The organism is Peptoanaerobacter stomatis (assembly GCF_000238115.1).
Lineage (GTDB): Bacteria > Bacillota > Clostridia > Peptostreptococcales > Filifactoraceae > Peptoanaerobacter > Peptoanaerobacter stomatis.
Genome location: NZ_JH414546.1, coordinates 301,665 through 323,372, shown reverse-complemented (window position 1 = coordinate 323,372; position 21,708 = coordinate 301,665). Strand labels below are relative to the sequence as shown.

The 21,708-nt window shown below is 30.1% G+C and carries 15 protein-coding genes and 1 riboswitch; of the genes, 8 read left to right on the top strand and 7 right to left on the bottom strand.

Annotation, left to right across the window (positions count from 1 at the left end):
• Window positions 1-62: 62 nt before the first annotated feature.
• Window positions 63-177, bottom strand: a riboswitch (FMN riboswitch).
• 223 nt (window positions 178-400) lie between these two features.
• Window positions 401-745, bottom strand: a complete 345-nt coding sequence (locus HMPREF9629_RS01365) for a cupin domain-containing protein (protein ID WP_009524516.1) — start codon at window positions 743-745, stop codon at window positions 401-403.
• A 472-nt stretch (window positions 746-1,217) separates the two neighbouring features.
• Between HMPREF9629_RS01365 and HMPREF9629_RS01360 the strand changes: the two genes are divergently transcribed.
• Window positions 1,218-1,433 carry a hypothetical protein gene (locus tag HMPREF9629_RS01360; RefSeq protein WP_009524515.1) on the top strand — a complete coding sequence of 72 codons (216 nt, stop codon included), beginning with the start codon at window positions 1,218-1,220 and terminating at the stop codon, window positions 1,431-1,433.
• Window positions 1,434-1,446: 13 nt separating this feature from the next.
• Complete coding sequence (locus HMPREF9629_RS01355; RefSeq protein ID WP_009524514.1) at window positions 1,447-3,540, top strand: heavy metal translocating P-type ATPase; 2,094 nt, start codon at window positions 1,447-1,449, stop codon at window positions 3,538-3,540.
• Between the two features lie 253 nt (window positions 3,541-3,793).
• Here the strand turns inward: HMPREF9629_RS01355 and HMPREF9629_RS01350 are convergent, their stop codons facing one another.
• Window positions 3,794-5,815, bottom strand: a complete 2,022-nt coding sequence (locus tag HMPREF9629_RS01350; RefSeq protein ID WP_009524513.1) for a methyl-accepting chemotaxis protein — start codon at window positions 5,813-5,815, stop codon at window positions 3,794-3,796.
• Between the two features lie 673 nt (window positions 5,816-6,488).
• On the opposite strand from HMPREF9629_RS01350, the gene HMPREF9629_RS01345 reads away from it, so the two are divergent.
• Window positions 6,489-7,706, top strand: coding sequence for a C40 family peptidase (locus HMPREF9629_RS01345; protein ID WP_009524512.1), 1,218 nt, complete (start codon window positions 6,489-6,491; stop codon window positions 7,704-7,706).
• A 200-nt stretch (window positions 7,707-7,906) separates the two neighbouring features.
• Here HMPREF9629_RS01345 and HMPREF9629_RS01340 read toward each other — a convergent pair whose 3' ends face one another.
• Window positions 7,907-8,392 carry a QueT transporter family protein gene (locus HMPREF9629_RS01340; RefSeq protein WP_009524511.1) on the bottom strand — a complete coding sequence of 162 codons (486 nt, stop codon included), beginning with the start codon at window positions 8,390-8,392 and terminating at the stop codon, window positions 7,907-7,909.
• A 392-nt stretch (window positions 8,393-8,784) separates the two neighbouring features.
• Between HMPREF9629_RS01340 and HMPREF9629_RS01335 the strand changes: the two genes are divergently transcribed.
• The 4 genes from HMPREF9629_RS01335 (at window position 8,785) to HMPREF9629_RS01320 (ending at window position 14,810) form a co-directional block, all read left to right on the top strand.
• The gene (locus HMPREF9629_RS01335) at window positions 8,785-9,420 is read left to right on the top strand and encodes a C40 family peptidase (protein ID WP_009524510.1); all 636 of its coding nucleotides are present in this window, start codon (window positions 8,785-8,787) and stop codon (window positions 9,418-9,420) included.
• 567 nt (window positions 9,421-9,987) lie between these two features.
• Entirely contained in the window at window positions 9,988-11,271 is a 1,284-nt protein-coding gene (locus tag HMPREF9629_RS01330) for a DnaD domain protein (protein WP_009524509.1), read from the top strand.
• Between the two features lie 28 nt (window positions 11,272-11,299).
• Window positions 11,300-12,301 carry an ATP-binding protein gene (locus HMPREF9629_RS01325; protein WP_009524508.1) on the top strand — a complete coding sequence of 334 codons (1,002 nt, stop codon included), beginning with the start codon at window positions 11,300-11,302 and terminating at the stop codon, window positions 12,299-12,301.
• Window positions 12,302-12,695: 394 nt separating this feature from the next.
• Entirely contained in the window at window positions 12,696-14,810 is a 2,115-nt protein-coding gene (locus HMPREF9629_RS01320; RefSeq protein ID WP_009524507.1) for an FMN-binding protein, read from the top strand.
• Window positions 14,811-14,980: 170 nt separating this feature from the next.
• Here HMPREF9629_RS01320 and HMPREF9629_RS01315 read toward each other — a convergent pair whose 3' ends face one another.
• The 4 genes from HMPREF9629_RS01315 to HMPREF9629_RS01300 form a co-directional block, all read right to left on the bottom strand.
• The gene (locus HMPREF9629_RS01315; RefSeq protein ID WP_009524506.1) at window positions 14,981-16,390 is read right to left on the bottom strand and encodes an ABC transporter permease; all 1,410 of its coding nucleotides are present in this window, start codon (window positions 16,388-16,390) and stop codon (window positions 14,981-14,983) included.
• Window positions 16,383-18,191 carry a COG1361 S-layer family protein gene (locus HMPREF9629_RS01310; RefSeq protein ID WP_009524505.1) on the bottom strand — a complete coding sequence of 603 codons (1,809 nt, stop codon included), beginning with the start codon at window positions 18,189-18,191 and terminating at the stop codon, window positions 16,383-16,385. The genes HMPREF9629_RS01315 and HMPREF9629_RS01310 overlap by 8 nt, the downstream gene beginning before the upstream one ends.
• Window positions 18,192-18,281: 90 nt before the next feature.
• A complete protein-coding gene (locus HMPREF9629_RS01305; RefSeq protein WP_009524504.1) occupies window positions 18,282-19,625 on the bottom strand; it encodes a WG repeat-containing protein in 1,344 nt (447 codons plus the stop codon).
• A gap of 163 nt (window positions 19,626-19,788) precedes the next feature.
• Window positions 19,789-20,505 (bottom strand): ABC transporter ATP-binding protein, encoded by a 717-nt coding sequence (locus HMPREF9629_RS01300; RefSeq protein ID WP_009524503.1) that lies wholly within the window; start codon window positions 20,503-20,505, stop codon window positions 19,789-19,791.
• 743 nt (window positions 20,506-21,248) lie between these two features.
• Between HMPREF9629_RS01300 and HMPREF9629_RS01295 the strand changes: the two genes are divergently transcribed.
• Complete coding sequence (locus HMPREF9629_RS01295) at window positions 21,249-21,704, top strand: flagellar export chaperone FliS (protein ID WP_009524502.1); 456 nt, start codon at window positions 21,249-21,251, stop codon at window positions 21,702-21,704.
• Window positions 21,705-21,708 lie beyond the last annotated feature (4 nt).

The window sequence follows — 21,708 nt, the reverse complement described above, 5'->3', positions numbered from 1 at the left end:
CTCCATTGAAATATAAATTTGGCAATAAAAAAACCCTAAAAATACTTCAAGGGTAATGAAAAATATTTCTTCTTTCATCCAGACTGTACTGTCGGTACTTGAATTTCACAAGTTCGGCCCAAAAGGGTTCGCGGACTTTACCGCCGGTAAGGAATTTCACCTTCCCTGAAGAATATGGATTATTTAGTTGTGAGTTAAATATATCACAATTAATAAATAATATCAAGTACTTTTTTGAATTTATTTAAAATATTTATAAAAGTTTGGAAAATTCTATTATCGAAATGATTTGAGCATATATTAATTTTTTTCGATACAAAAAATACCTGTCTAAATAAAATGTAATATTTTAAACAGGCATAGTTATTGCAAATTACATGATCATCTTATAAAAATATATTTATCTTTCACTCGGAAATATAACGACCAGCATCATTTTAAATGCTTCTACAGCATGTACGGAGTGAGGTTTTCTTGAAGGCATTATAAGCGAATCACCTGCATTTAATATATGCTCTTTTCCGTCAACTATGCACATACCTTTACCTTCGAGAGCGATAACCATAGCATCCCCGTCGGATTCGTGCGTGCTTATCTCTTCACCCTTATCAAATGCAAATAGAGTAACGCTTACGCTGTTATTTTGAGCAAGAGTCTTGCTTGCTATTTCTCCATCTCTTACTTCTACTTGACCTGCTAAATTGACAACCGTATCAAAAGGGAAATTTTTAATATACTTGTCCATATATAATACCTCCTATAAAATTTTTATATTATATTAATACCTATATAGTATAATTTATAACATATTTTATCATAAATTTATAGAATTTTTTAATTAACTAACATTATTAATATTATATAATCAGCAAAACTAAAAATATTATTATCAATTAATAATAATAAGAAGAAAATCATTCTAATCTAAAAATATTAAAATTTCCAAAAAAGTATTGACATTTTTTTATAAAAGACTATAATAATATTATTATTAATTGATTATCAAAAACTTAAATTTTGATTTCATTAAAAAATAATTATTTGTATTGAATGAATATGCTTTTTAATGAAATATTGTTTTGATATATTTTAGTAAATTTATTATATTTTTTTTCAAAGCAGATTATATTTAAAAATTTTGGATAAAATCTGTATCAGTTAAGTATTAATAATTTTGTTATATTAATTTTTTTGAAATTACTTAGGAGGTAATTATAATGATGTTTTTACTAAGAAATAAGAAACTTTGGGCTTTTGCAGGCGGTTTATTGGTGTCTTCTCTATTAAAAAGCGATACTTTCCACAATTTGGCTGTAAAAGGTATGGCAAACGGTATGAAAATGCAAAAAAGTTTAAAGGCATCTTTGCAGAACATAAAAGAAGAAGCAGAAGATATGTGCTATGATGAAGCTAATATAACTGAAGAAGAATAGCAGGTAAAACAGTATGAAATTTACCACAGTATATGATAAAGCCGGGAGAATGAGGGTAAGATACGGTGAATATGCGTTTGACAGATATTCTTCTTACGGTGTATCGGATTATCTCAAAACTTTCGACTTTGTCGATGATGTTAATATAAGTACAAGTAACGGCTCCGTGCTTATAAATTATGACTGTAAGTATAAATCAAAGTTACTTGAAATTCTTTCATCTTTGAATAAAGAAAAAATATCAAGATTGGCTTATCCTGTAGATGAAGAGTTAGAAAAACTCAACAGAAATTTCAAGAGTAAAGCGGCATCTCTTATTGCAAGGAAATTTTTGATGCCTATACTTATACCGGCACCTTTTTCGAATTTTGTCACAATACTAAGAGCGCTTAAATTTGTGAGCAAAGGTGTGAAATCTTTGCTCGACGGAGATATAAATGTTGATTTGCTCGATGCGACATCAATCACGGCGTCAATAGCTGTAAATGATTATGCCACGGCAAATTCTATAATGTTTTTGCTTAATTTTTCTCAGTTGCTTGAAGACTATACTATGCGTTCAGCAAGTTTACAACTTGCAAAATCCTTGGAGATAAATGTAGATTATGTATGGGTTGTTGAAGACGGAAATGAAGTTAAAAAACCTATGTCGCAAGTAAAATGCGGAGATGTGGTAATCGCAAGAACAGGTCTTATGATACCTGTAGACGGTGTGGTTGTTTCAGGCGAAGCAATGATAAATGAATCGAGTATGACGGGAGAGTCTCTTGCTGTAAGAAAATATGACGGACTTAGCGTATATGCAGGCAGTGTAATAGAAGAAGGCAATATAAACATAAAAGTTACTGCAATAGACAGTGAGACAAGAATAAGTAAGATAATTGATTTGATAGATAAATCTCAAGATTTGAAAGCCAACGTTCAAAGTAATGCACAAAAATTGGCGGACAGTATAGTGCCGTTCAGTTTAATATCTTTTGCAGGAGTATATGCCTTAACGGGAAATATTACAAGAGCTATGGCAGTGCTTATGGTTGATTATTCATGTGCGATAAAATTATCAACACCTATAACGGTAATATCCGCTATGAAAGAAGCGTCTGTAAATAATATTGTAGTAAAAGGCGGCAAATTTTTGGAAGAATATGCGAATGCAAATACCATAGTTTTTGATAAAACGGGTACACTTACAAATGCGTCTCCTCATCTTGCAAAAATAATTTCTTTTTATGATTACAGTGAGTCGGAAGTTTTGAAAATAGCAGCTTGTTTGGAAGAACACTTTCCTCATTCTGTTGCCCGTGCAATAGTAAAAGAGGCAGCTGACAGAAATATAATTCACGAGGAAACACATGCGGAAGTGGAATATATAGTAGCGCACGGTATATCTTCAAAGCTTGACGGACAAAGAGCCTTAATCGGAAGTAGACATTTTATAGAAGATGATGAAAACATAAAATTGACAGATGAGCAGTTGGAAGTATTGTTGAATGATTGTAAAGAATATTCCACATTGTTTCTTGCCCTTGGAGATAAAATAATAGGAATATTTTGTATAGACGATCCGCCAAGAGATGAGGCGGTAGATGTTATAAGAAGATTAAAAGAAAACGGATTTGAAAATGTTATTATGATAACAGGTGACAGCGATATAGTTGCAAAATCCGTATGCAATAAACTTGGCATAGATAGCTGCTATTCACAAGTATTGCCTGATGAAAAATATAAGATAATTGAAAGCATAAAAGAAAGTGGTAAAAAAGTTGTAATGGTAGGTGACGGAATAAACGACTCTCCTGCTCTAAGTGCCGCAAATGTATCTGTAGCAATGAAAGATTCTTCGGATATAGCAAGAGAAGTTGCGGATATAACATTGCTTTCAAGTGACCTTAATGATCTTATTACTCTAAGAGTATTGTCAAAAAATTTATTTGAAAGAATACATTCAAATTATAATTTTATAGTAGGATTTAATACATCGCTGATAATGTTGGGAATTGCAGGCGTATTGGCACCTGCGACTACAGCGCTTCTTCATAATGTATCAACTATGGCCGTTTGTGCGGCATCTATGAGAAAGTTATTAAATACTAAAGAAAAAGAATAAAAAACTAAATAAAAAAACAGACCGTTATATCGTATTTGTATAACTGTCTGTTTTTTTGTATCCTATAATATAAAATAGAGTTTAGTATTTATACGTTTATAATACTAAACTCTATTACAAATAAAATTTCTATATTTATCGTTTTGAAAAATAATTTTTTAATGATATTGTTATAATACACTTTGAATTAGTGTGTATTATAGTAATATTTTTTATTTGTGTAAAGACTTATATAAAATGGATTATCAAGTTTTTATATATTGAATTTATCTATTATATCTTTTAATTCTTCCGAAAGGTTTTTTAACTGTGTGCTTTCGTTTGATATTTCTTCAAAAGAACTCATTTGTGTTTGAGTAGATGCTGCCACTTCTTGAGTAGATGCTGCATTTTCTTCTGATAAGGCTGAGGCATTTTCCATTATTGTATATAGACTTCCTTGTGCTTTGTCTATCTCTTCGTTAGATGAGATTATCTCTTTTAAAGAAACTCTAAGTGAATTTATGGATTCAGCTATGCCATCAAATTTCTTTTCAACTTCGTTTACATTCATAGATTGTTCTTCTACTACTGTAGACGATTCATTGATTTTATCTACAGCATAATCTGCTCTTGATAGCAATTCTGCAACTGAATTATTTATCTGTTCTGTAAATGAGCTTGAATTTTCAGCCAATTTTCGAATTTCCTCTGCAACAACCGCAAAGCCTTTACCTGCCTCTCCTGCTCTTGCTGCTTCGATTGCTGCATTTAAGGCAAGCAGATTTGTTTGTTCAGCTATTGATTTTATCATTTCTCCTGCTGATTTTATATCATCGACACTATTTTTTGTCTTATCCATAGCTTCTTTGATATCTTTTGATATATCTTTATTTTTCTGAGTAGATTCAAGAAGTTCGTTCATAGTATCCACGCCTTCGTTTTTAAGTGTTTCTGTTTTATCGGATGCGGAATTTAACTGCTGTAAATTAGTTTTGTTTTTGCTTAACAAATCAGTCATATTTTGAAGTTGAATTACACCTGTTTGTGTATCTTCGGCTTGAGAAGTAGCTCCTCTTGCTATATCATCAATACTGTTTGATATGTCATTGGCTATACTATTTGCCGAATCACATTTTTCCTGTAAAAGGTTGGAGCTGTTTTCAAGCAATTCTGTGGATGCTTTTATATTATTTACTATGTTTATTAAATTTTCTTTCAACATTATACTTGATCTGTATATATCGCCGACTTCGCCAGCTCTATTTGAATAGTCCTCGCTCGGATTAGATATAAGATCATAATCGGCTATTTTTTCCAAATCTTTCTTAATATTGTTAAATGCGCTTGCTACACTCGATGCTATTAAGAAATAAACTATAAGAGCACAGATTATGATTATTACAAGTGCAACCAGGCTTAACCATTTGCTTAAAGCGGTAAGCGGAGCAAACACTTCGCTTTTGTTTATAGAAACAAGCACAGCATATCCTCTGTTGTCAAGGTTGTAAAATCCTGCAAGCTTATCATTTCCGGTAAAAAAATATTCTCCGACACCTGACTGTTTTTGTAAAACTTCATTTTGCCAAAAATCTGCCACTTCTTTATATGAGCTGTCTTTTTTAGCTTCTTCTACAAGGTTTAATTCTTTTTCCACTATTTCTGCTCTTGTATGTCCTACAATTTTTGCGTTTTTGTCATATACTGAAAGTATACCTGATTCTCCCCATTTGAAGTTTTTACATAACTTACTTATAAAATTTGCATCTTTTATACCTATGAAAACTCCTTCTATTTTTCCGTTTTCATAATAAGGGGATGATATAACTATCATTTTTTGATTTGTTACAAGGTCTGTAAGAATTTCGCTTGTATATACTTCTCCGTTTAAACTTCTTTTAAAATATTCTCTTTGATTTGCGTCCCATTTTGAGGCCTCTTTGTTGAGATTAAGTCCGTTTCCTTTTGTGTCGATATATTCAAATTCGATAAATCCCATTGATTTCGCAGAGTTTTCGTAAAAATCTGCTATTTGATTTTTGTCCAAATTCTTTGTAAACGCCCAAGTTTTGGATAGAGCATCTACTTGAGATTCGGTAGATTTTATATCTTCTTCAATTATATCCGCCGCCTGTTTAGTAATAACCTCAATAGAATCATTTACCTGCAATGAAAAATATTTCCTCAATATTTGATTGTTAAAAACGAACAACAATATGTTTGAAATCAAAATTATTAATACAAAGCTAAAGGTAATATCAGTCTTTATGCTTTTTGATTTGAACAGTTTTTTCATGAGAAACCTCCGAAATAATTTCAAGCCAATCCATATAAAATCTGAATTTATATTTTATAATTATTAATATGTTAACTGTGTTCGAATAACTGAACATTGAAATTGGAAATATAATAGATGAAAAATAAACCGATACCGTTCAAGTTATAGATTTTTTTAGGATTAGGGTTAATATTAACTATAGATTATATCATTAAAAATATTTTTATTAAGTATTTTTAAGTATAAATTATGAGATATTTTTACTATTTTATATTTGTAAATTTTTTATATATTTCGTATAAACGTCTTTATATTTTTTGAAACAGGCATTGGTAGTATTTAGACATTCAAATACATTCAATTCGGCATTTTTTTAATATACAAATATTTAGTTCAGGTAACAGCATCAGATTAAATGAAATAAATATCTGAAAGTAAAAAATAAATATTTTTGTTTCCTTTTTGTAAATATTGTGCTATAATCTTTTTGAATAAAAACTTATTAAATTTTAATTACATTTTTTTGAGGACGTAATTTTAGGTTTAAGCTTTTTTTAAGTTATACTTGGTAACATAGATTAGATACAGTGTGTAATTAAAAAGGAGCGATTTACATAAAAAGGTATTGAAGTGTTTATACGGTTAAGATAAAGTGTATATTTTATGCACTTCGGGAGGGTAAATTTAAATAATGATAAGAGATAATGATTTTTCTACTATAAGATCCAGAACATATGACAGATTTGATTATTCCACTTCGAGATTACTTTTAAAGAGAGTTAAGCAAAACAGTTTATACATGATTATAATAGCATTTATGCTTTCAGTTGGAGTTTCGCTTGCCATATTTCAACCCGGAATAGGATATGAGATATTAGTTAACGGAGAGCATATAGGATTTACTAAAAATCCTAATGATATAATGCAGACTTTATCATCTCTTGATAAAGATTTAAGAGTTACAAAAGGCGAAGATATCAAATATGATATGGATGTTAAGTTTGTAAAAGGAAAACTTGACGGAAATAAACTTGTAAATGCAGATGATCTTAAAATTATGGTATCATCAATGCTGAGCATTAAAAAGCCGGCATTTATACTCAAGACTGATGACGGAATAGCATTTGCTATAGATTCCAAAGAGTCTATGGACAGTATACTTGAAGGAGTAAAAGTTCCGTATTTGGAAGGGAAAAAAGATGCAGAGGCTGAAATAGTAAGCAATATATCTTTGATAGAATCAAAAAATGTGCCTGTAGACAAAATACTTAATTACAGTCAGGCTATGTCATATATAACATCATCAAATGCAACATCTGAAAAACCGACGTTTGATGTAAAAGTATCTTATACAGCGACATCTGAAAAACCTATAAAAAGAGGAGTTACTACGATAGGTGATTCTTCCATGTATGAGGGAGAGTCCGTTATTCAGTCGTCAGGCTCTGACGGAGTAAAATCAGTGGAGAGCAGAGTAACGGAGATAAACGGAAATGTAATATCTTCTAATGTGCTTAGCGAAAAAGTGTTGCAAGAACCAAAACCTAAAGTTATAAAAGTGGGAACTAAACCTAAGGTTGCACCTGTATTAAAAATTGCTTATAACTATTTGGGAGTACCGTATGTTTGGGGAGGAACTACACCAAGAGGATTTGACTGTTCAGGATTTGTTCAGTATGTTTATGCACAAAGAGGGATATATTTACCGAGGACTACGTATGAGCAGGTAAATGTAGGAAGAAGAGTATCACGTTCACAATTAAGACCGGGAGATTTATGTCACTTCCCTGGACACGTAGGAATATATATAGGAGACGGAATGATGATACACGCACCGAAACCGGGTGATGTAGTAAGTATAGCAAGTATAGATGTGAGAAATTTCCTATTCGGTACAAGAGTAGAATAATATAAAAGTTAAAATGCTTTAAACTATGTATTATTACATGGCTTAAAGTATTTTTTTTGCATAAAAAATCATCTATATTTTAATTGATTTCAATATCTTTTTTAAAATATAGATGATTTTCTTATAGTATTAGAAAATTAAATTAGATTAAAATTCTATTATATGAGAAATGTCAGTATTAATTGGCGATTATTTATAAATTATGAAAATGGGATGTATAGTATATTTCCTCTTATATAAGAGTTTTTTTCAAATACTTTGAAAAGTGGTACGGATATTAGGCTCACAGCTACAAATTCGCTTAGCATTATCTGAGCTGTTGTTATGAAAAAGCCTGCTGTTGTACCTGTTGCCAACATTATTCCTATACCTACTATGAATGAAAAAAGTGATGGCATCAGAGATGCTACATAGACATTTTTAATTTTGCTCATAGCAGTGAGGGATATAAATGTGTGCAGAGTACCGAAAATTAAATCATAAACGCCGAATTGTGAGTATAGATTGGCTATGAAACAACCTGCTGTAACACCTATTATGTAAATAGGATTGTAAAAAGCCAATATGTTCAATATTTCAGCAACTCTGAATTGAACGGGACCGTAAGATATGTCCTTTAAAAGATAAGTTACTACGAAGTAAATCGATGCAATAAGTGCCTGTCTTGTCAAAATTTTTGTTTTCATAAAATTTCCTCCTTGATTTTTTTAGTGGGTGCCAAGAAACACTTATCTGTGAATATGATACTGTTATCTAATTTAAATATAGATATATCCACTGATAGACTGATGTATTTTATCATCAATTATAAATTATGTCAAATGTTTGCAAAAAGTTACAAATTGTAAATAAATTTGAAATAATAAATTATATGTAACATAAAAATCTTGTTTTATCAACATATTTAAGAAATAATGTTACAGAAAAATTGTAACAAAAAGAAATATTTTTTTGAAAAACTATTGACAAACTGAAAAAAATAATCTATAATTTACAAAGTGATTACAGATAAAGATAAAATTGTAACTAAAAATAACACATAGAATTAAAAAAATAATCAAGTTGGAGGTACATAACTTTGATAATAAAGAAAACTTTGCTTGCAGCTATATTTACGTTGGGATTTGCAGGATTAAGTATGAATTTTTCTTATGCGGATGAAGCTGAAATATTTAATAATGAAGTAGAGACAAAAACTACAGTTGCTAAAGAGGTAGCTGAGCCTGTAAACATAGAAGTTTCAGAATTGGAAAAATTGCTTGCCTTAAATGAAGAACAAACCAAAATAGAGGAAAAAGTAGAAAAAGAAAGACAAGCTGAAAAAGTGGAAGAAGAAATATCAGTTTCAGCAGATGCTGATAAACTTATAGTAATAGCGAAATCAAAATTAGGTTCTCCATATTCATTCGGTTCATTAGGACCAAGTGCTTTTGACTGTTCGGGATATACAAGTTATGTGTTCAGACAAATGGGAATAAGCTTGCCGAGAACTGCATCAAGCCAGGCATATGGCGGAGTAAAAGTTGCAAAAGCTAATTTGAAAAAAGGTGATTTGGTATTTTTCAACACTTATGGTGGAATATCACATGTTGGAATATATATAGAAAATGGTAATTTTATACACGCATCTTCATATGGTAGTGGAGTAGTTGTATCTAATATAAATGACAGCTATTATGCGCCAAGATATGTTACAGCTGCAAGATATCTATAATAAAAACGAATTTAAAGAATATCTTATAAATTAAGGTATTCTTTTTTTATTGTCTTTTTTTGATTATTAAATAATTAATGCTAAAGCTATATCCAAATTTTATAGCAATGGAAAAACATAATAATTAATTTTCCCGGTAGACTATTTATATTGATGTTATATAATTATACAATTTATCAATAATTTTATTATAAAATAGTATAAAAACCAATAAAAGCATTGAATTATTTAGTGGATAGATTATGTGACACCATAAGTTTATTAACTAAAGATATTGTAAAAGGTTGTTATTCATAGAGAACGAATTATCTCTACTATTAAATTTGTTATTAGTATAAATAGAGCTATGGAGAGATAGTATTTTGTAGGTTTGATAAAATATTTCAAAATATGATATAATATTATAAAAAATATTTTGGATATAATAAATTAAAGTATGGAAGATTTAATATTTTTATATTGAAAATCATAAAAACATTGTCTACATAGATAAAGATATAATCTTTTTAACAGATATTAATATACAGATAAATTAAGAGTTGCATTATATAAAGTAGGAGAATCAATATGTTTTTTTTATCAAATACAAATGAAGCAAAGTCGTATACATTGATACATAATGTGTTTTTTGAGCAGATTATGCCATATTTAGATGACAAATATTTAAAGGTGTATATGTACACATATTATTTGGCAAACAATATAGATAAAATAGGTGTAAAAAACAATGAAGATATAGCAAAAGATCTAAATATAGACTATCTTGATGTCATATCAGCCTTTGACTATTTGGAAAAATTTAATTTAATAAGAAAACACTATGTAGAAAATTCGCAAAGCGATAACTATTCGATAGAGATATTACCTCTTAACAAATATAGTAAAAAGCAAGAGACTACATATGAAATGGAATATATAAGCAGTAAAAATGAAAAACTAAGGCAGATGTATGACAAGATAGAAGAAATCACAAAAGTGCATTTAAACGCATACGATATAAAAAAGATAGATACAACCATTAAAAATAATGACATAGCCTATGAAGTAGTGGTAGAGGCTTTTAAATTCATATATTATAACAACAAAAGCGTAAATGTAAACGAAGCCTTGAATACACTGAAGCTATGGATAAGAGAAGGAATCTATACTTCTAAGGACTTGGACAACAGCTTATCGAATATAAATGAAAGATATGCCACATATAGAAAAATATTAAAATATTTCGGAGAATATAGACTGCCTACAAAACCTGAGATGAAAAAAATGGATAAATGGATAGATGAATACTGTTTTTCCATAGAAGTTATAGAAAAAGCTATAGATGAGACACTTAAAATAAAATCTCCGAATTTCAGATATTTGGATGCCATATTGAATAAATGGTATGAGCTTTATACAAGAACGAGAAAAATATTACAAAAAGATAAGACGGCTTATACAAATTTCAAAACGGAAATAATAAAATTACAAAATACAGATAGAAAAATAACTGAAGATGAAGAAAAAAAACTCTCATTTTTATACAAAAATTACCCATTAGATACAGTATTCTCAGCAATAAAACATATGAATCTGCAAAATAAAACAAATGATATAGATACCTTGTTTGATTTTATAACAGGAAATATAAACACAGGCGACTTGCAAAAAGAAACCATTCTTTCTTTTGGAAACATAAGCTTGGAGGATTTAGAAAATATATTTGCAAACCAACAAGAAAATATGAGAAAAACAGAACCTAAAAACATTACAAAAACTGTAAAAAGACAGACATATGTAAATACGCCTACTTTGACAGGCAAAGACTTGGAAGACGCCATATTGTCTAATAACGATTTGGATAATTTTTAGAATTATATAAAACCATCAGGAGATAGAAATGAGAACAAATCAAGAAATAATATCTTCCATAGAACTGGAATATCAAAATAAAAGACGAAGAAATGAAATAAATTTACAAAAAAGAAAAAGAAAGCTTTATGAACAATATCCATATCTTGAAAAGATAGATGACGAGATAAATATGAAATACCTAAGCATCGTGAAAGATTCGATAGAAGAAAAAAATGTAAATAACAAAACTTACAAGGATATAGATGAGCTGAAAAAGCAAAAAAAACAATATATAATGGAAAACAATATAGATATGTCATCAATTAAAATGAACTATGAGTGCAATATATGTAAAGATACAGGCATTTTGGAGAATAACGGTAAAATTTCAAGATGTCAATGTTATATAAACAGATATAACTCACTTGTTTATGAAAATATGAATATGTCAAAACTGTTTGAAGACTGTAACTTTGATAAATTTGACATAGAAATATTTGACGATGTTAAAAAAATAGGGAAGTTTACTCAAAGAGAGTTTATGAGCAAAATGCGAAATAAAGCCTTATCTTTTATAGATAATTTTGATGACAAAAATGAAAAATCAATGCTATTTTATGGACAGGTTGGAGTAGGTAAGTCGTATTTATGCCTTTGCATAGCGGAAAAATTGATTAAAAAAAGAAAAAATGTAGTTTATGAAAGCAGTAGTGAATTATTTGAAAAGTTGGCAAGGTATGTATTTTCATCAGATAAGACGCAAAACAGTGATGCAGCTGTTTTTAATTCGCTTGTGTATAATTGTGACCTGCTCATCATAGATGATTTAGGCTCGGAGATGACCAATGATTTTGTCAGAAACCAAATGTTCAGCATAGTAAATATAAGAGCGGTAAATGGAAGAAAAACGATAATATCGAGCAATCTGACACAAGACGAACTGCAAGAAAGATATGAGCAACGTACATTTTCAAGAATATCCAGCTATTACAACACATATAAATTTATAGGAAGAGATTTGAGAATGCCCAAGCTTCAAATTAAATAAAATCTTATACCATAATCCTAAATGTTACTATCCGTATTTTAAATAGTACTCAGCATAAATTTCCTATGAGTATAAAATATTGTGAAAACAATCTTTTGCGTTATAAAACATAAAAATAAGAAATATGTTTATATGTATTTGATAAAAAAAATATAAAAATATAAACTATTCTGATATATATTGCTTTTAAATAAAAAAAGTATATAAAATTGAATATTAATTGCATATAATGATTTATTGTGTTATAATCTCTTTTGCTAAAAAGTTATAGATACATATTTTTATAAAATTATATCGTCAAAGAATTTTTGCTTAGTTAAATTTTGTTATAAAAATTTGTATATTTTAGATTATTTGTAAATTAATTGTTTAAGGTATCGGAAAGGAAGTAAAAATGAAGAGAAATATGCAATTAGTTCTTGCCTTATCAATGGTTATGGCTGTTTCTGCAGTGGCGATATCATCATCTTATGCACAAAATGACAGTGCAAAGACTGAGCAGACAACAACAGTAAATAAAACTGATGACAGCAAGAAAAAAGAAGAAAGCAAATATGTAGACGGAGTATATGAAGGTACGGCAAGAGGATATTCATCAGACATAAAAGTGAAAGTTACAGTATCAGGTGGAGCTATAAAATCAGTCGAACTTTTAAGTCAAAATGATACACCTATTTATTTTAATGCGGAAAAAGCAAAAATATTGGCAGATAACATAGTAAAAACACAATCTATAAAAGTTGATGCTTTAGCAGGAGCAACAATATCATCAAACGGATTTATGAAGGCGGTTTCAAATGCTCTTGAAAGTGTTCAGGCGCCGCTTACAGTGGAATCAAATAAAGATTCTGAAGAAAAATCACTTGATGCACAAGAAAAAACATATCCAAGTATGGAAATAACAAATCCTGAAAGAACAAATGAAAAACCTAAAGTAAAAATAAGAAATGCAAAAGTTTCAAAAAATGCTTTAATATCAGACACTTTAAGAGACGGAGCGGTTGTTCTTGAAAATATAACAATAGACGGAGACCTTGTAATAAGAGGAGCGGAAGAAGTTTCTCTTAACAATTGCAAAATAACAGGAAAAGTAATAATAGACAAACAAATTAGAAAAAGAATAAATGTAGTTTTAGACGATAAAACAAAATTGAACAGATTGGTTGTAAAAACACCTGCAAAAATACAAACAAAAGGTGCAGGAGAAATAGCAACATTAGAATTGTCAGATATACTCGGCAGTGAATACCAAACAGTTATAGACGCCAAAGTCAAAGAACTTGACATAAAAACTGTAAATGCTGACATATCGGTAGAAAAAAACAGCAAAGTGGACAGCATAAAACTTCCTAATAATGTAGATAAATTTGAAAAAACTAAAAAAACTTATAAAAATAAAGAAAACACATTCAAGTTGGAAGTGAATTCATCTATATCAAAAGGTTCAAATACAAATGTGCCTTATAAAGTTGTATATGGATATTCAAATGTGGATCAAGCGGAATATCCGGATTTAAAATTATTTTTACGTCCGCCATTTTACGATATGAGAGTAAAAGTAGTACTTGACAAAAATAACAAAATCGTGGAAGTAGCCAATGATTCTACACAAATAAAAGGACTTATGCCTGGAGCGCAGGAAAAAGACTGGATGAAACATGAGCGTTATTGGAACAGAATGACAGCAGGAAATATATATGATAAGTTTGCAGGAAAAACATTAGAACAAGTAAAAGCTATGAAAATGAGAAAAGGTGAGGCTGACGTAGTTTCAGGAGCTACAGCTGACAGCATAGCGATAAAACAGGCGGTTATAAACGCAATGGAAGGTAGAAAAGGCAAAATGTTCCTTACAGATAAACAAACATTGACACCTATTACACCTATAATAGAGATAGGAACAACAACTGTTAAATTTACAAATACACTTCCTAAAGATTTCAAATTAAAACTTCTAAATGTATCACAGGGAGTATTTAATAGTGAAGATATAATAAAAGATGTAAAATTGAGTGAAGACGGAACTGTTCTTACAATACCGAATGATTTAAAACCGGGGCATTACTATGTAAACATAGTTGATGAAAGCGGTGCTTATCGTTCACCTGATTTTGTTTCCGGTGAAAGAGATAAAGAAAGAACAAATATGCACTATCCGTATTTTGTTGTAAAGAGTAAAGAAACTTTGAAATTTGAAGACAATAAACTTTCAGTAAGCGACAACGACCTTGCAAACATATATAAAAATATAGAAAGCATAACAATAACAGATAAAAAAGCAAAAGAAAGTGACAGCAAATACAAACCTGTAAAAGTTGAACCGGTAACTGTAGAAGGAAGACTTAGAATAAAAGCTACAGAAGTATTTGACGAAAACGGAAAGATAAAAGAAACAGCTAAGGATTTGGAAAAAGCGAATATATTTGAAAACGGAAAAGAATATGAAATAGAAGTTAAAGTTTGGGGATTTGATGAACCTCTTAAATTTAACTATGTAGCCGGAAAATAAAATAGTAAAAAAAAGCAATCAATTGTTTTCGTTGATTGCTTTTTTTACTAAAATCTTATAGAATAATGGAAAATCAATATAAATAATTTCTCTAATAAATTATTTATATTAATGGAGTATAATTATACAAGATATCCATTATTTTATTAGAAAATAGTATTACAATATGTTTATTCATTTCTTAAACTTTCAAGTGCTGATAGTGACATAGCTTTTTTAGCAGGTATATATCCTGATACGATTCCTATAAATGTTGAAAATAATATTCCGAACATAACAAGCCATGGCGGGATGTAAGATATATATACGGATGATTGTTCTGTGCCCATTCCCATATAACCGTAAGAATACATATCCATCATTCCGATACCGCCTCCGCCAAATGTGGAGTATAGAAAATTAAGTACATATGAAATTATTAAACTCAGTACAGTTCCAAGTATACCGCCGATTAATCCTATAGATGCCGCTTCACACAAGAACAATCTTTTTATATCATATAGACTTGCACCTATTACTTTCATGACGCCTATTTCTCTTGTACGCTCATAGATTGACATTATCATGGTGTTTGTTATACCTATTGCGGCAACAAGTAGTGATATGGCACCTATTCCTCCAAGAGCACCTTGTATCATGGCATATGTTTTTTGAGCCTCTTTTATCTCATCCATAATGGAATAGAACTCAAAACCTTCTTCTCTAAGTTTTTTCGTTATATCCGATATTAGATTTATGTCTTCTATATATATCATTATGCTTTGGTATTGGTCATTATTTCTGCTTTCGTATCTGCTGTTTTTTTGTCCTACGGCATTTTCAGCTCTTTTATTGGATTTTTCTATTAAATTTAAAGTTTCAAGTGTGGTGTATGCTGAAAAAGAATATTCTCCTTCTCCTCTTATAACGCCGACTCCTCCTGCTCTGAACACTTCGTATTTAGGAGGATTTTCACTTTGCTCTCGAGTAATTCCATATCTTCTGCCGGTAACTTTCGCTTTTTTATATTCAGGATCATTTGTAAGTTCTATTTTCGGTACTACAAAATTTATCGGTGTTTTTCCGTCAGGAGAGTAATCTATATATCTGCCTGTTTTATAGTTTTGAAAATTAAAAGCTGTCATAGAACCGAATATAAATTTGAATTTATCTCCTGTTTTTAAATTATGTCCGCTTTGAAATTCTATATGAGCTTTATCAAAAAATTCAGGGTCAATTCCGGTTATATTCATATCTGCAACATAGTCGCCTATTATAACTCTTGTATTGAGGGTTTTTACAGGTGTAGCAAATGTAACCCCTTTTATATTTTTTAGATATTTTATGGCTTTATCGTCCATTTTCATAGTCTGGCTTCCGGGAGTCTGATTTCTTTTGCTTATACCGAATATCTGTATTACGTGAAGACTTTCATTTTTTTTCATTGTATCCGTAAAATTTTTGCTTATTCCAAGACCTATGGATACCATAGTTATGATTGATGCCGTTCCTATCAGCACACCGAGTATTGCCAATATACTTCTGGCTTTTCTCCTAAATAAGTTGGTAAAAGCCATTTTTAAAAGCTGTATTTTATTCATCTAAATCAAGCTCCTGACTTTTTTTACGCTTATTATGTCTCTTTTTAAGAATTATGCCGATTATTATAACGACTGCTATACCTACACCTATATAAATAATTTTGTTATCATGTTTAGGAGGCTGTATATCATCCATATTGTTATTATCAGGCATTGGAGATATAGGATTAAGAGTGAAATTGAATTTTTTTTGTGCAGTTTCTATTGAACCGTCCAATTTTTCATAAGTGAAGTCTATAACACCTGATATTTTGTTTGGATCGTTTGGCATAGCACTTATTGAAAATGAATCATTTTTTCCGGGTTCTAAATTTCCTACAAAGTATGAATTTTCACCTTGTACTGTAAAATCTCCGCTTGCTACCATTTTCAAATTTGATATTTTGGTTTTACCTAAGTTATAAAAGTTAAGGCTGATATTTACAGGCTCACCCTCCATTACATCTTGTGGTTTAGAAACGTCATCTATGCTCAAGAGAGTTTTTTGCATAACAGGAATTGAGATGCTGTCTTTTGCTGTAAGGGCGGTACCTTTTGTGTCTTCGTAAGTGTAATCTATTGTCATAGCAACAGTTTTTGTGGTTGCATCAGGCTTTGTAACGAAATTTATAGTTTTTGTAACGGATGAGTTTGGAGACATACTGTCAATATAAAAAGAGTTTGATGAATTTACAGCTATAAATGTCCCTTCTTCTGCACTGAGAGATATTTTTATATTTCTGAGCACCTTTTGTGAGCTTGTATTTACAAAGCTCATAGTAAGAGGAAATTGTTGATTCGGCTCTACATATGTGCCTCCGTATGAATAACTTGATATTATTATTTGCGGATTTTTGACACCGTCAACTTCATCTTTGTCAGGTGCATTATAAAATATACCTGTATATTGTGTAGACGTAGGCAATATTTTCGGTGTTTCGTCTGAATTGTCTGATGATTTTGAATCTGTTTGCTCAGTAGGATTTGTGGGCTCTACAGTCAATTTTATAGAATAATTTTTCTTTTCTGCCTTTTCCTGTGCGAATAATTTTACATTGAAAGTTTTTTCGCCATTTGCAGGAAAATTATTTTCTACGAACACTCCTTGGGTTTGATTGACTATACCTTCATCAGGACTGACACTTACTTTTATTGAACTCATAGGTTTGTCGTTCGGATTTTTGATGCTGAATGTCAAGTCAGCTACATCACCTTTGTTTATTATTGCCGGATGTTTGATATTTTGTATTAAAAACGGTTTGTATTGTGATTTATCTTTTTCTTTTTCTGTCTTTGTTATATTTAAGTAGAAAGTTTTTGAATAGCTATATGCTTTATAATTTTCTACACTTGTACCGTAGTTACCTGTAAACTCAAATGTTATAGGATATGTTCCTGTTTTTGCATCTTTGCTTACTTGTACTTCGTAGTTTATGGAAGTTTGGTTACCTACATATATAGTGCCGATATCTTGAGTTGTACTGCTACCGCCTGTAAGTGATATTTCTCCGGGCAATGCACTTACTTTTATCTTTGATTTTTCTAAATGCGAACCGCCTGTATTTTTTATTTGTAATGTCAATGTATTTTGTGTATCATTTTTGAGCTTTGGAAAATCTGAATACATTTCTACTGCTACATAGTAATCACGTTCCTTTTGTCTTCTTTGTTCTTCCTGTCTTTCTCGTTCTTCTTGCTCTCTTTTGTCCTCTTCATTGTCTACGCTTGTTGTTTCTGCATAAGAGTGTATATTTACTAAAAATGGTGTAAATATAAGTGCAGTTGATAATATAAAACAAGCAATTTTTTTATTTATTTTCATTATTATCCTCTTTATTTATTAAGTATTTTATTTTCTTGGTTAACTAAATTACAATATTATTTATATTCTTGAATACAATCTCAATATATATTATTTGATGATTAATACTCCAACCTTAGTGCCTTTTTCCAATATAATCATATTATTTTTAAGCTCGCTGGCTTTATCATATATAGGCTTTATTATTTCTTTTCCGTTCTCATCAATAAAGCCATATTTGTAATCGTTCATCACTCTTGCCAACCCTTTTGAAAATTTATAGACAAAATCATATTTAGGCGGTACAATCTCTTTTCCGTTTTTATTTACAAATCCCCATTTTTCATCTTTTTGCACTTTCGCCAAGCCATCTGAAAATTCATATGCAAAATAATATTTAGGGCTTATTATCTCTTTGCCTGTTTTATCAATAAATCCGTATTTTTTATTTACTGATATAGCTGTGAAGCCTTCTGAAAAGTCGTGTACAATTTCGTATTTAGCGTCTATCACTTCTTTGCCGGTTTTGTCAATAAATCCCCATTTTTCATTTTTTTGTATTGCTGCCAAGCCTTCAGAGAAAGAAGATGTAATCTTATATTTAGGCTTTATTATTTCCTTACCTGTTTTATCAATAAATCCCCATTTTTCGCCTTTTTGTACTGTAGCTAAGCCTTCTGAAAAGTCGAAAGCATAATCATATTTAGGTGTTACTATTTCTTTGCCTGTTTTGTCTATAAAGCCCCACTTGTAGCCTTTTTGTACTCTCGCTAAGCCTTCGCAAAAATTAGGTGCACGTTCATACATAGGTTTTATTATTTCTTTGCCTGTTTTATCAACAAATCCCCATTTATTATCTTTTTGTACTGCTGCCAAGCCCTCGGAAAAATCCAATTCGTAATCGTATTTAAGGCTTATTATTTCCTTGCCTGTTTTATCAATAAATCCCCATTTATCATCTTTTTGTACTCTCGCTAAATCTTCTGAAAACTCATATGCGTCATCGTATTTCGGCTTTACTATTTCTTTTCCGGTTTTATCTATATATCCGTATTTATTATCTTTCGGTACAGGCACTGAGTCTTGCAAAAAGCCCCAATCATCAATAAAATCTGAAATTAAAAACTCTTTATCTGCATATTTATAGTTTATTATAGTTTTTAAGTTATTATCCATAAAATCTAATCTGACGTGTTTAATATTTTCATCTTTTAAAACTCCGACAATAGTTTCGCCTAAATTAAGATATGTATCGTATTTTTTATCGATCCAAACTATATTTTTTTTTGCTTTTTCAATCTTTTTTGCTAAACTTGGACTATCGGCTGATGCTGATTTTGTCTGCAAGATAAAGGATGCAAGTATTGTAATTGCAAAAAATATAATAACTGTTTTATTATTTGAACAAAAATTTTGCCGTTCATTTCGTTTTTTTTGATATTTTGAGCAATACATAATCATTTCCTCCTTGAAAATTTTGTTTTATATTTTCTAATATTATTCATATATCATTGCATATTGATGCAACTAAAATTACAGGTTCTAAATCAGTTTTATTGCTCATTAGTTTTATAGTATTCGATATGGTTGTGTAGAAGAGTGTGTTAGAATTCTGTATTTATTGCTTTCGTACAGGTCTTGATATATTTATTATATCTCCGTCCTTTAATTCGACTATAGTGTCTGCATAATCGGCTATCATATTATCGTGTGTTACGAGTATGATTGTCTGGTTATTTTTTTTTGCTATGTCAACTATTATATTCATTACGTCCAAAGTGGTATTGGAGTCCAAATTTCCTGTAGGTTCATCAGCAAAAATAATTTTGGAGTTACCTACAAGAGCTCTTGCAATTCCAACTCTTTGCTGTTGTCCTCCACTCATTTGGCTCGGTTTTCTGTTATAATAGCCTTTAAGTCCAACGTCATCAAGATACTTTTTGGCTACTTTTTGTGACTGCTTTGCCGACATACCTCTAAACACTAATGGGAGTGCTACGTTTTCTATAGCATTAAGCGAGGGTATGAGCTGATATGCCTGAAAGATGAAGCCTATATTTTTTTGCCTGAATAATGTGACTTGTTCTTCATCCAATTTTTCTATATGTATACCGCCTATAATTATTTCTCCTTTAGTGGGCTTTTCAAGTCCGGCTACCATATTTAAAAATGTTGATTTGCCGGAGCCTGATTTACCTAAAAAACAAACAAATTCTCCTCTTTTTATATCAAGCGACACATCGTTTAATGCAACTACTTTTTCATTGCCCATTCGATATACTTTTCGTATATGCTTTATTTGTATAAATGGAGATTTTACAATATCTTGAAGCAAATTATCACCTACTTGCAGTTATTTTTATATTTTTACTTGTAAAAATGTGAAAATCTATGTAATGCAAAAAAACTTATAAAAAATTTTATATATCATATATTTTTTGAATTTATAACTTTTACGGAATAATTATTTAATAAATCTATATTGATGAGTATATTTTACAGTTTTGTAAATTAATTCAGTTATATATAAATTATGTTAGTTTACATTATATCAGTAAATTTTTATGAAAACATTAATATTCAATTACAATTGTTTACATATTTGTTATGTTATGTTACACTTATATCATATTTTGCAAGGTCTGTGGTTGCAAGTTCATGCCAGATGCAGGCAAAGGAATCCACGTAAGCTATACAAAAACGATATAGTGAGCATAGTGCATCTTAGACGTAAGTCCTGCCGTAAATTACGAGAGAATGATCAGTGAGGCAAACCCAAGCAAAAGTTCCAGCAGGCGAGTGTGGGGGTAAAGACCAGTGTCAGCTTGCAAAATAAAAAATTATAATTACACTTAAAATTATATTATATATTTCTTAAACAAAGCTTTATAAAAATTTTGTCTTACTTGACAAATGAAATGATAAAAAATACAAATGCTCTTTGCATAATAGGAGAAAAAATATATTGTAATTAATTTTATCACAGTTATTTTTGTACATTATTAAAGAATTTTATAATTATCTGTTATTTTTTCTTTAGTATTAAACGAATTTTTTGCGATGTTAAGGAGAGAAATAATGTCATATAAGGATGATTTGGCTGTTAAGATAGCTACCGGCAATTCCTGTGAACTTGTGGCACTTCAATATCAAGCTCTAATTGAAAATATACAGGATTTGGAAAAATATATAAGTAAAGATGACAAAGAAAAAATTTTTGCCTCATCAGATAAGATAAGAGATATACTGTCAAATCTCATATCTACTCTCGGAGATGACAACAATGAGTTCAAAAACGCAAGTATTGACTTGTATCTATATATAAATAGAGTTATAAACAATGTCGTTATAAAAAAAGATACATCTGAGACTGAAAGCATAGTAAAGATGCTTGAAACTCTAAGAGATGCGTGGTATAGTGCTGGTACAAATATTAGCGACAAAAATGAACATAAAAACTTGTCAAAGGGTATAACTTATGGCAAAACTGATGTGAATATAAGTGGAAGTACCAGCGATTTGGGCAGAGGATAAAATT

What these genes read in the sequence shown, in the direction of transcription:
- HMPREF9629_RS01345 (WP_009524512.1), top strand. Translation starts at nt 6,489, where the DNA reads ATGATAAGAGATAATGATTTTTCTACTATAAGATCCAGAACATATGAC.
- HMPREF9629_RS01295 (WP_009524502.1), top strand. Translation starts at nt 21,249, where the DNA reads ATGTCATATAAGGATGATTTGGCTGTTAAGATAGCTACCGGCAATTCC.
- HMPREF9629_RS01330 (WP_009524509.1), top strand. Translation starts at nt 9,988, where the DNA reads ATGTTTTTTTTATCAAATACAAATGAAGCAAAGTCGTATACATTGATA.
- HMPREF9629_RS01320 (WP_009524507.1), top strand. Translation starts at nt 12,696, where the DNA reads ATGAAGAGAAATATGCAATTAGTTCTTGCCTTATCAATGGTTATGGCT.
- HMPREF9629_RS01325 (WP_009524508.1), top strand. Translation starts at nt 11,300, where the DNA reads ATGAGAACAAATCAAGAAATAATATCTTCCATAGAACTGGAATATCAA.
- HMPREF9629_RS01315 (WP_009524506.1), bottom strand. Translation starts at nt 16,390, where the DNA reads ATGAATAAAATACAGCTTTTAAAAATGGCTTTTACCAACTTATTTAGG.
- HMPREF9629_RS01355 (WP_009524514.1), top strand. Translation starts at nt 1,447, where the DNA reads ATGAAATTTACCACAGTATATGATAAAGCCGGGAGAATGAGGGTAAGA.
- HMPREF9629_RS01310 (WP_009524505.1), bottom strand. Translation starts at nt 18,191, where the DNA reads ATGAAAATAAATAAAAAAATTGCTTGTTTTATATTATCAACTGCACTT.
- HMPREF9629_RS01305 (WP_009524504.1), bottom strand. Translation starts at nt 19,625, where the DNA reads ATGTATTGCTCAAAATATCAAAAAAAACGAAATGAACGGCAAAATTTT.
- HMPREF9629_RS01340 (WP_009524511.1), bottom strand. Translation starts at nt 8,392, where the DNA reads ATGAAAACAAAAATTTTGACAAGACAGGCACTTATTGCATCGATTTAC.
- HMPREF9629_RS01360 (WP_009524515.1), top strand. Translation starts at nt 1,218, where the DNA reads ATGATGTTTTTACTAAGAAATAAGAAACTTTGGGCTTTTGCAGGCGGT.
- HMPREF9629_RS01350 (WP_009524513.1), bottom strand. Translation starts at nt 5,815, where the DNA reads ATGAAAAAACTGTTCAAATCAAAAAGCATAAAGACTGATATTACCTTT.
- HMPREF9629_RS01365 (WP_009524516.1), bottom strand. Translation starts at nt 745, where the DNA reads ATGGACAAGTATATTAAAAATTTCCCTTTTGATACGGTTGTCAATTTA.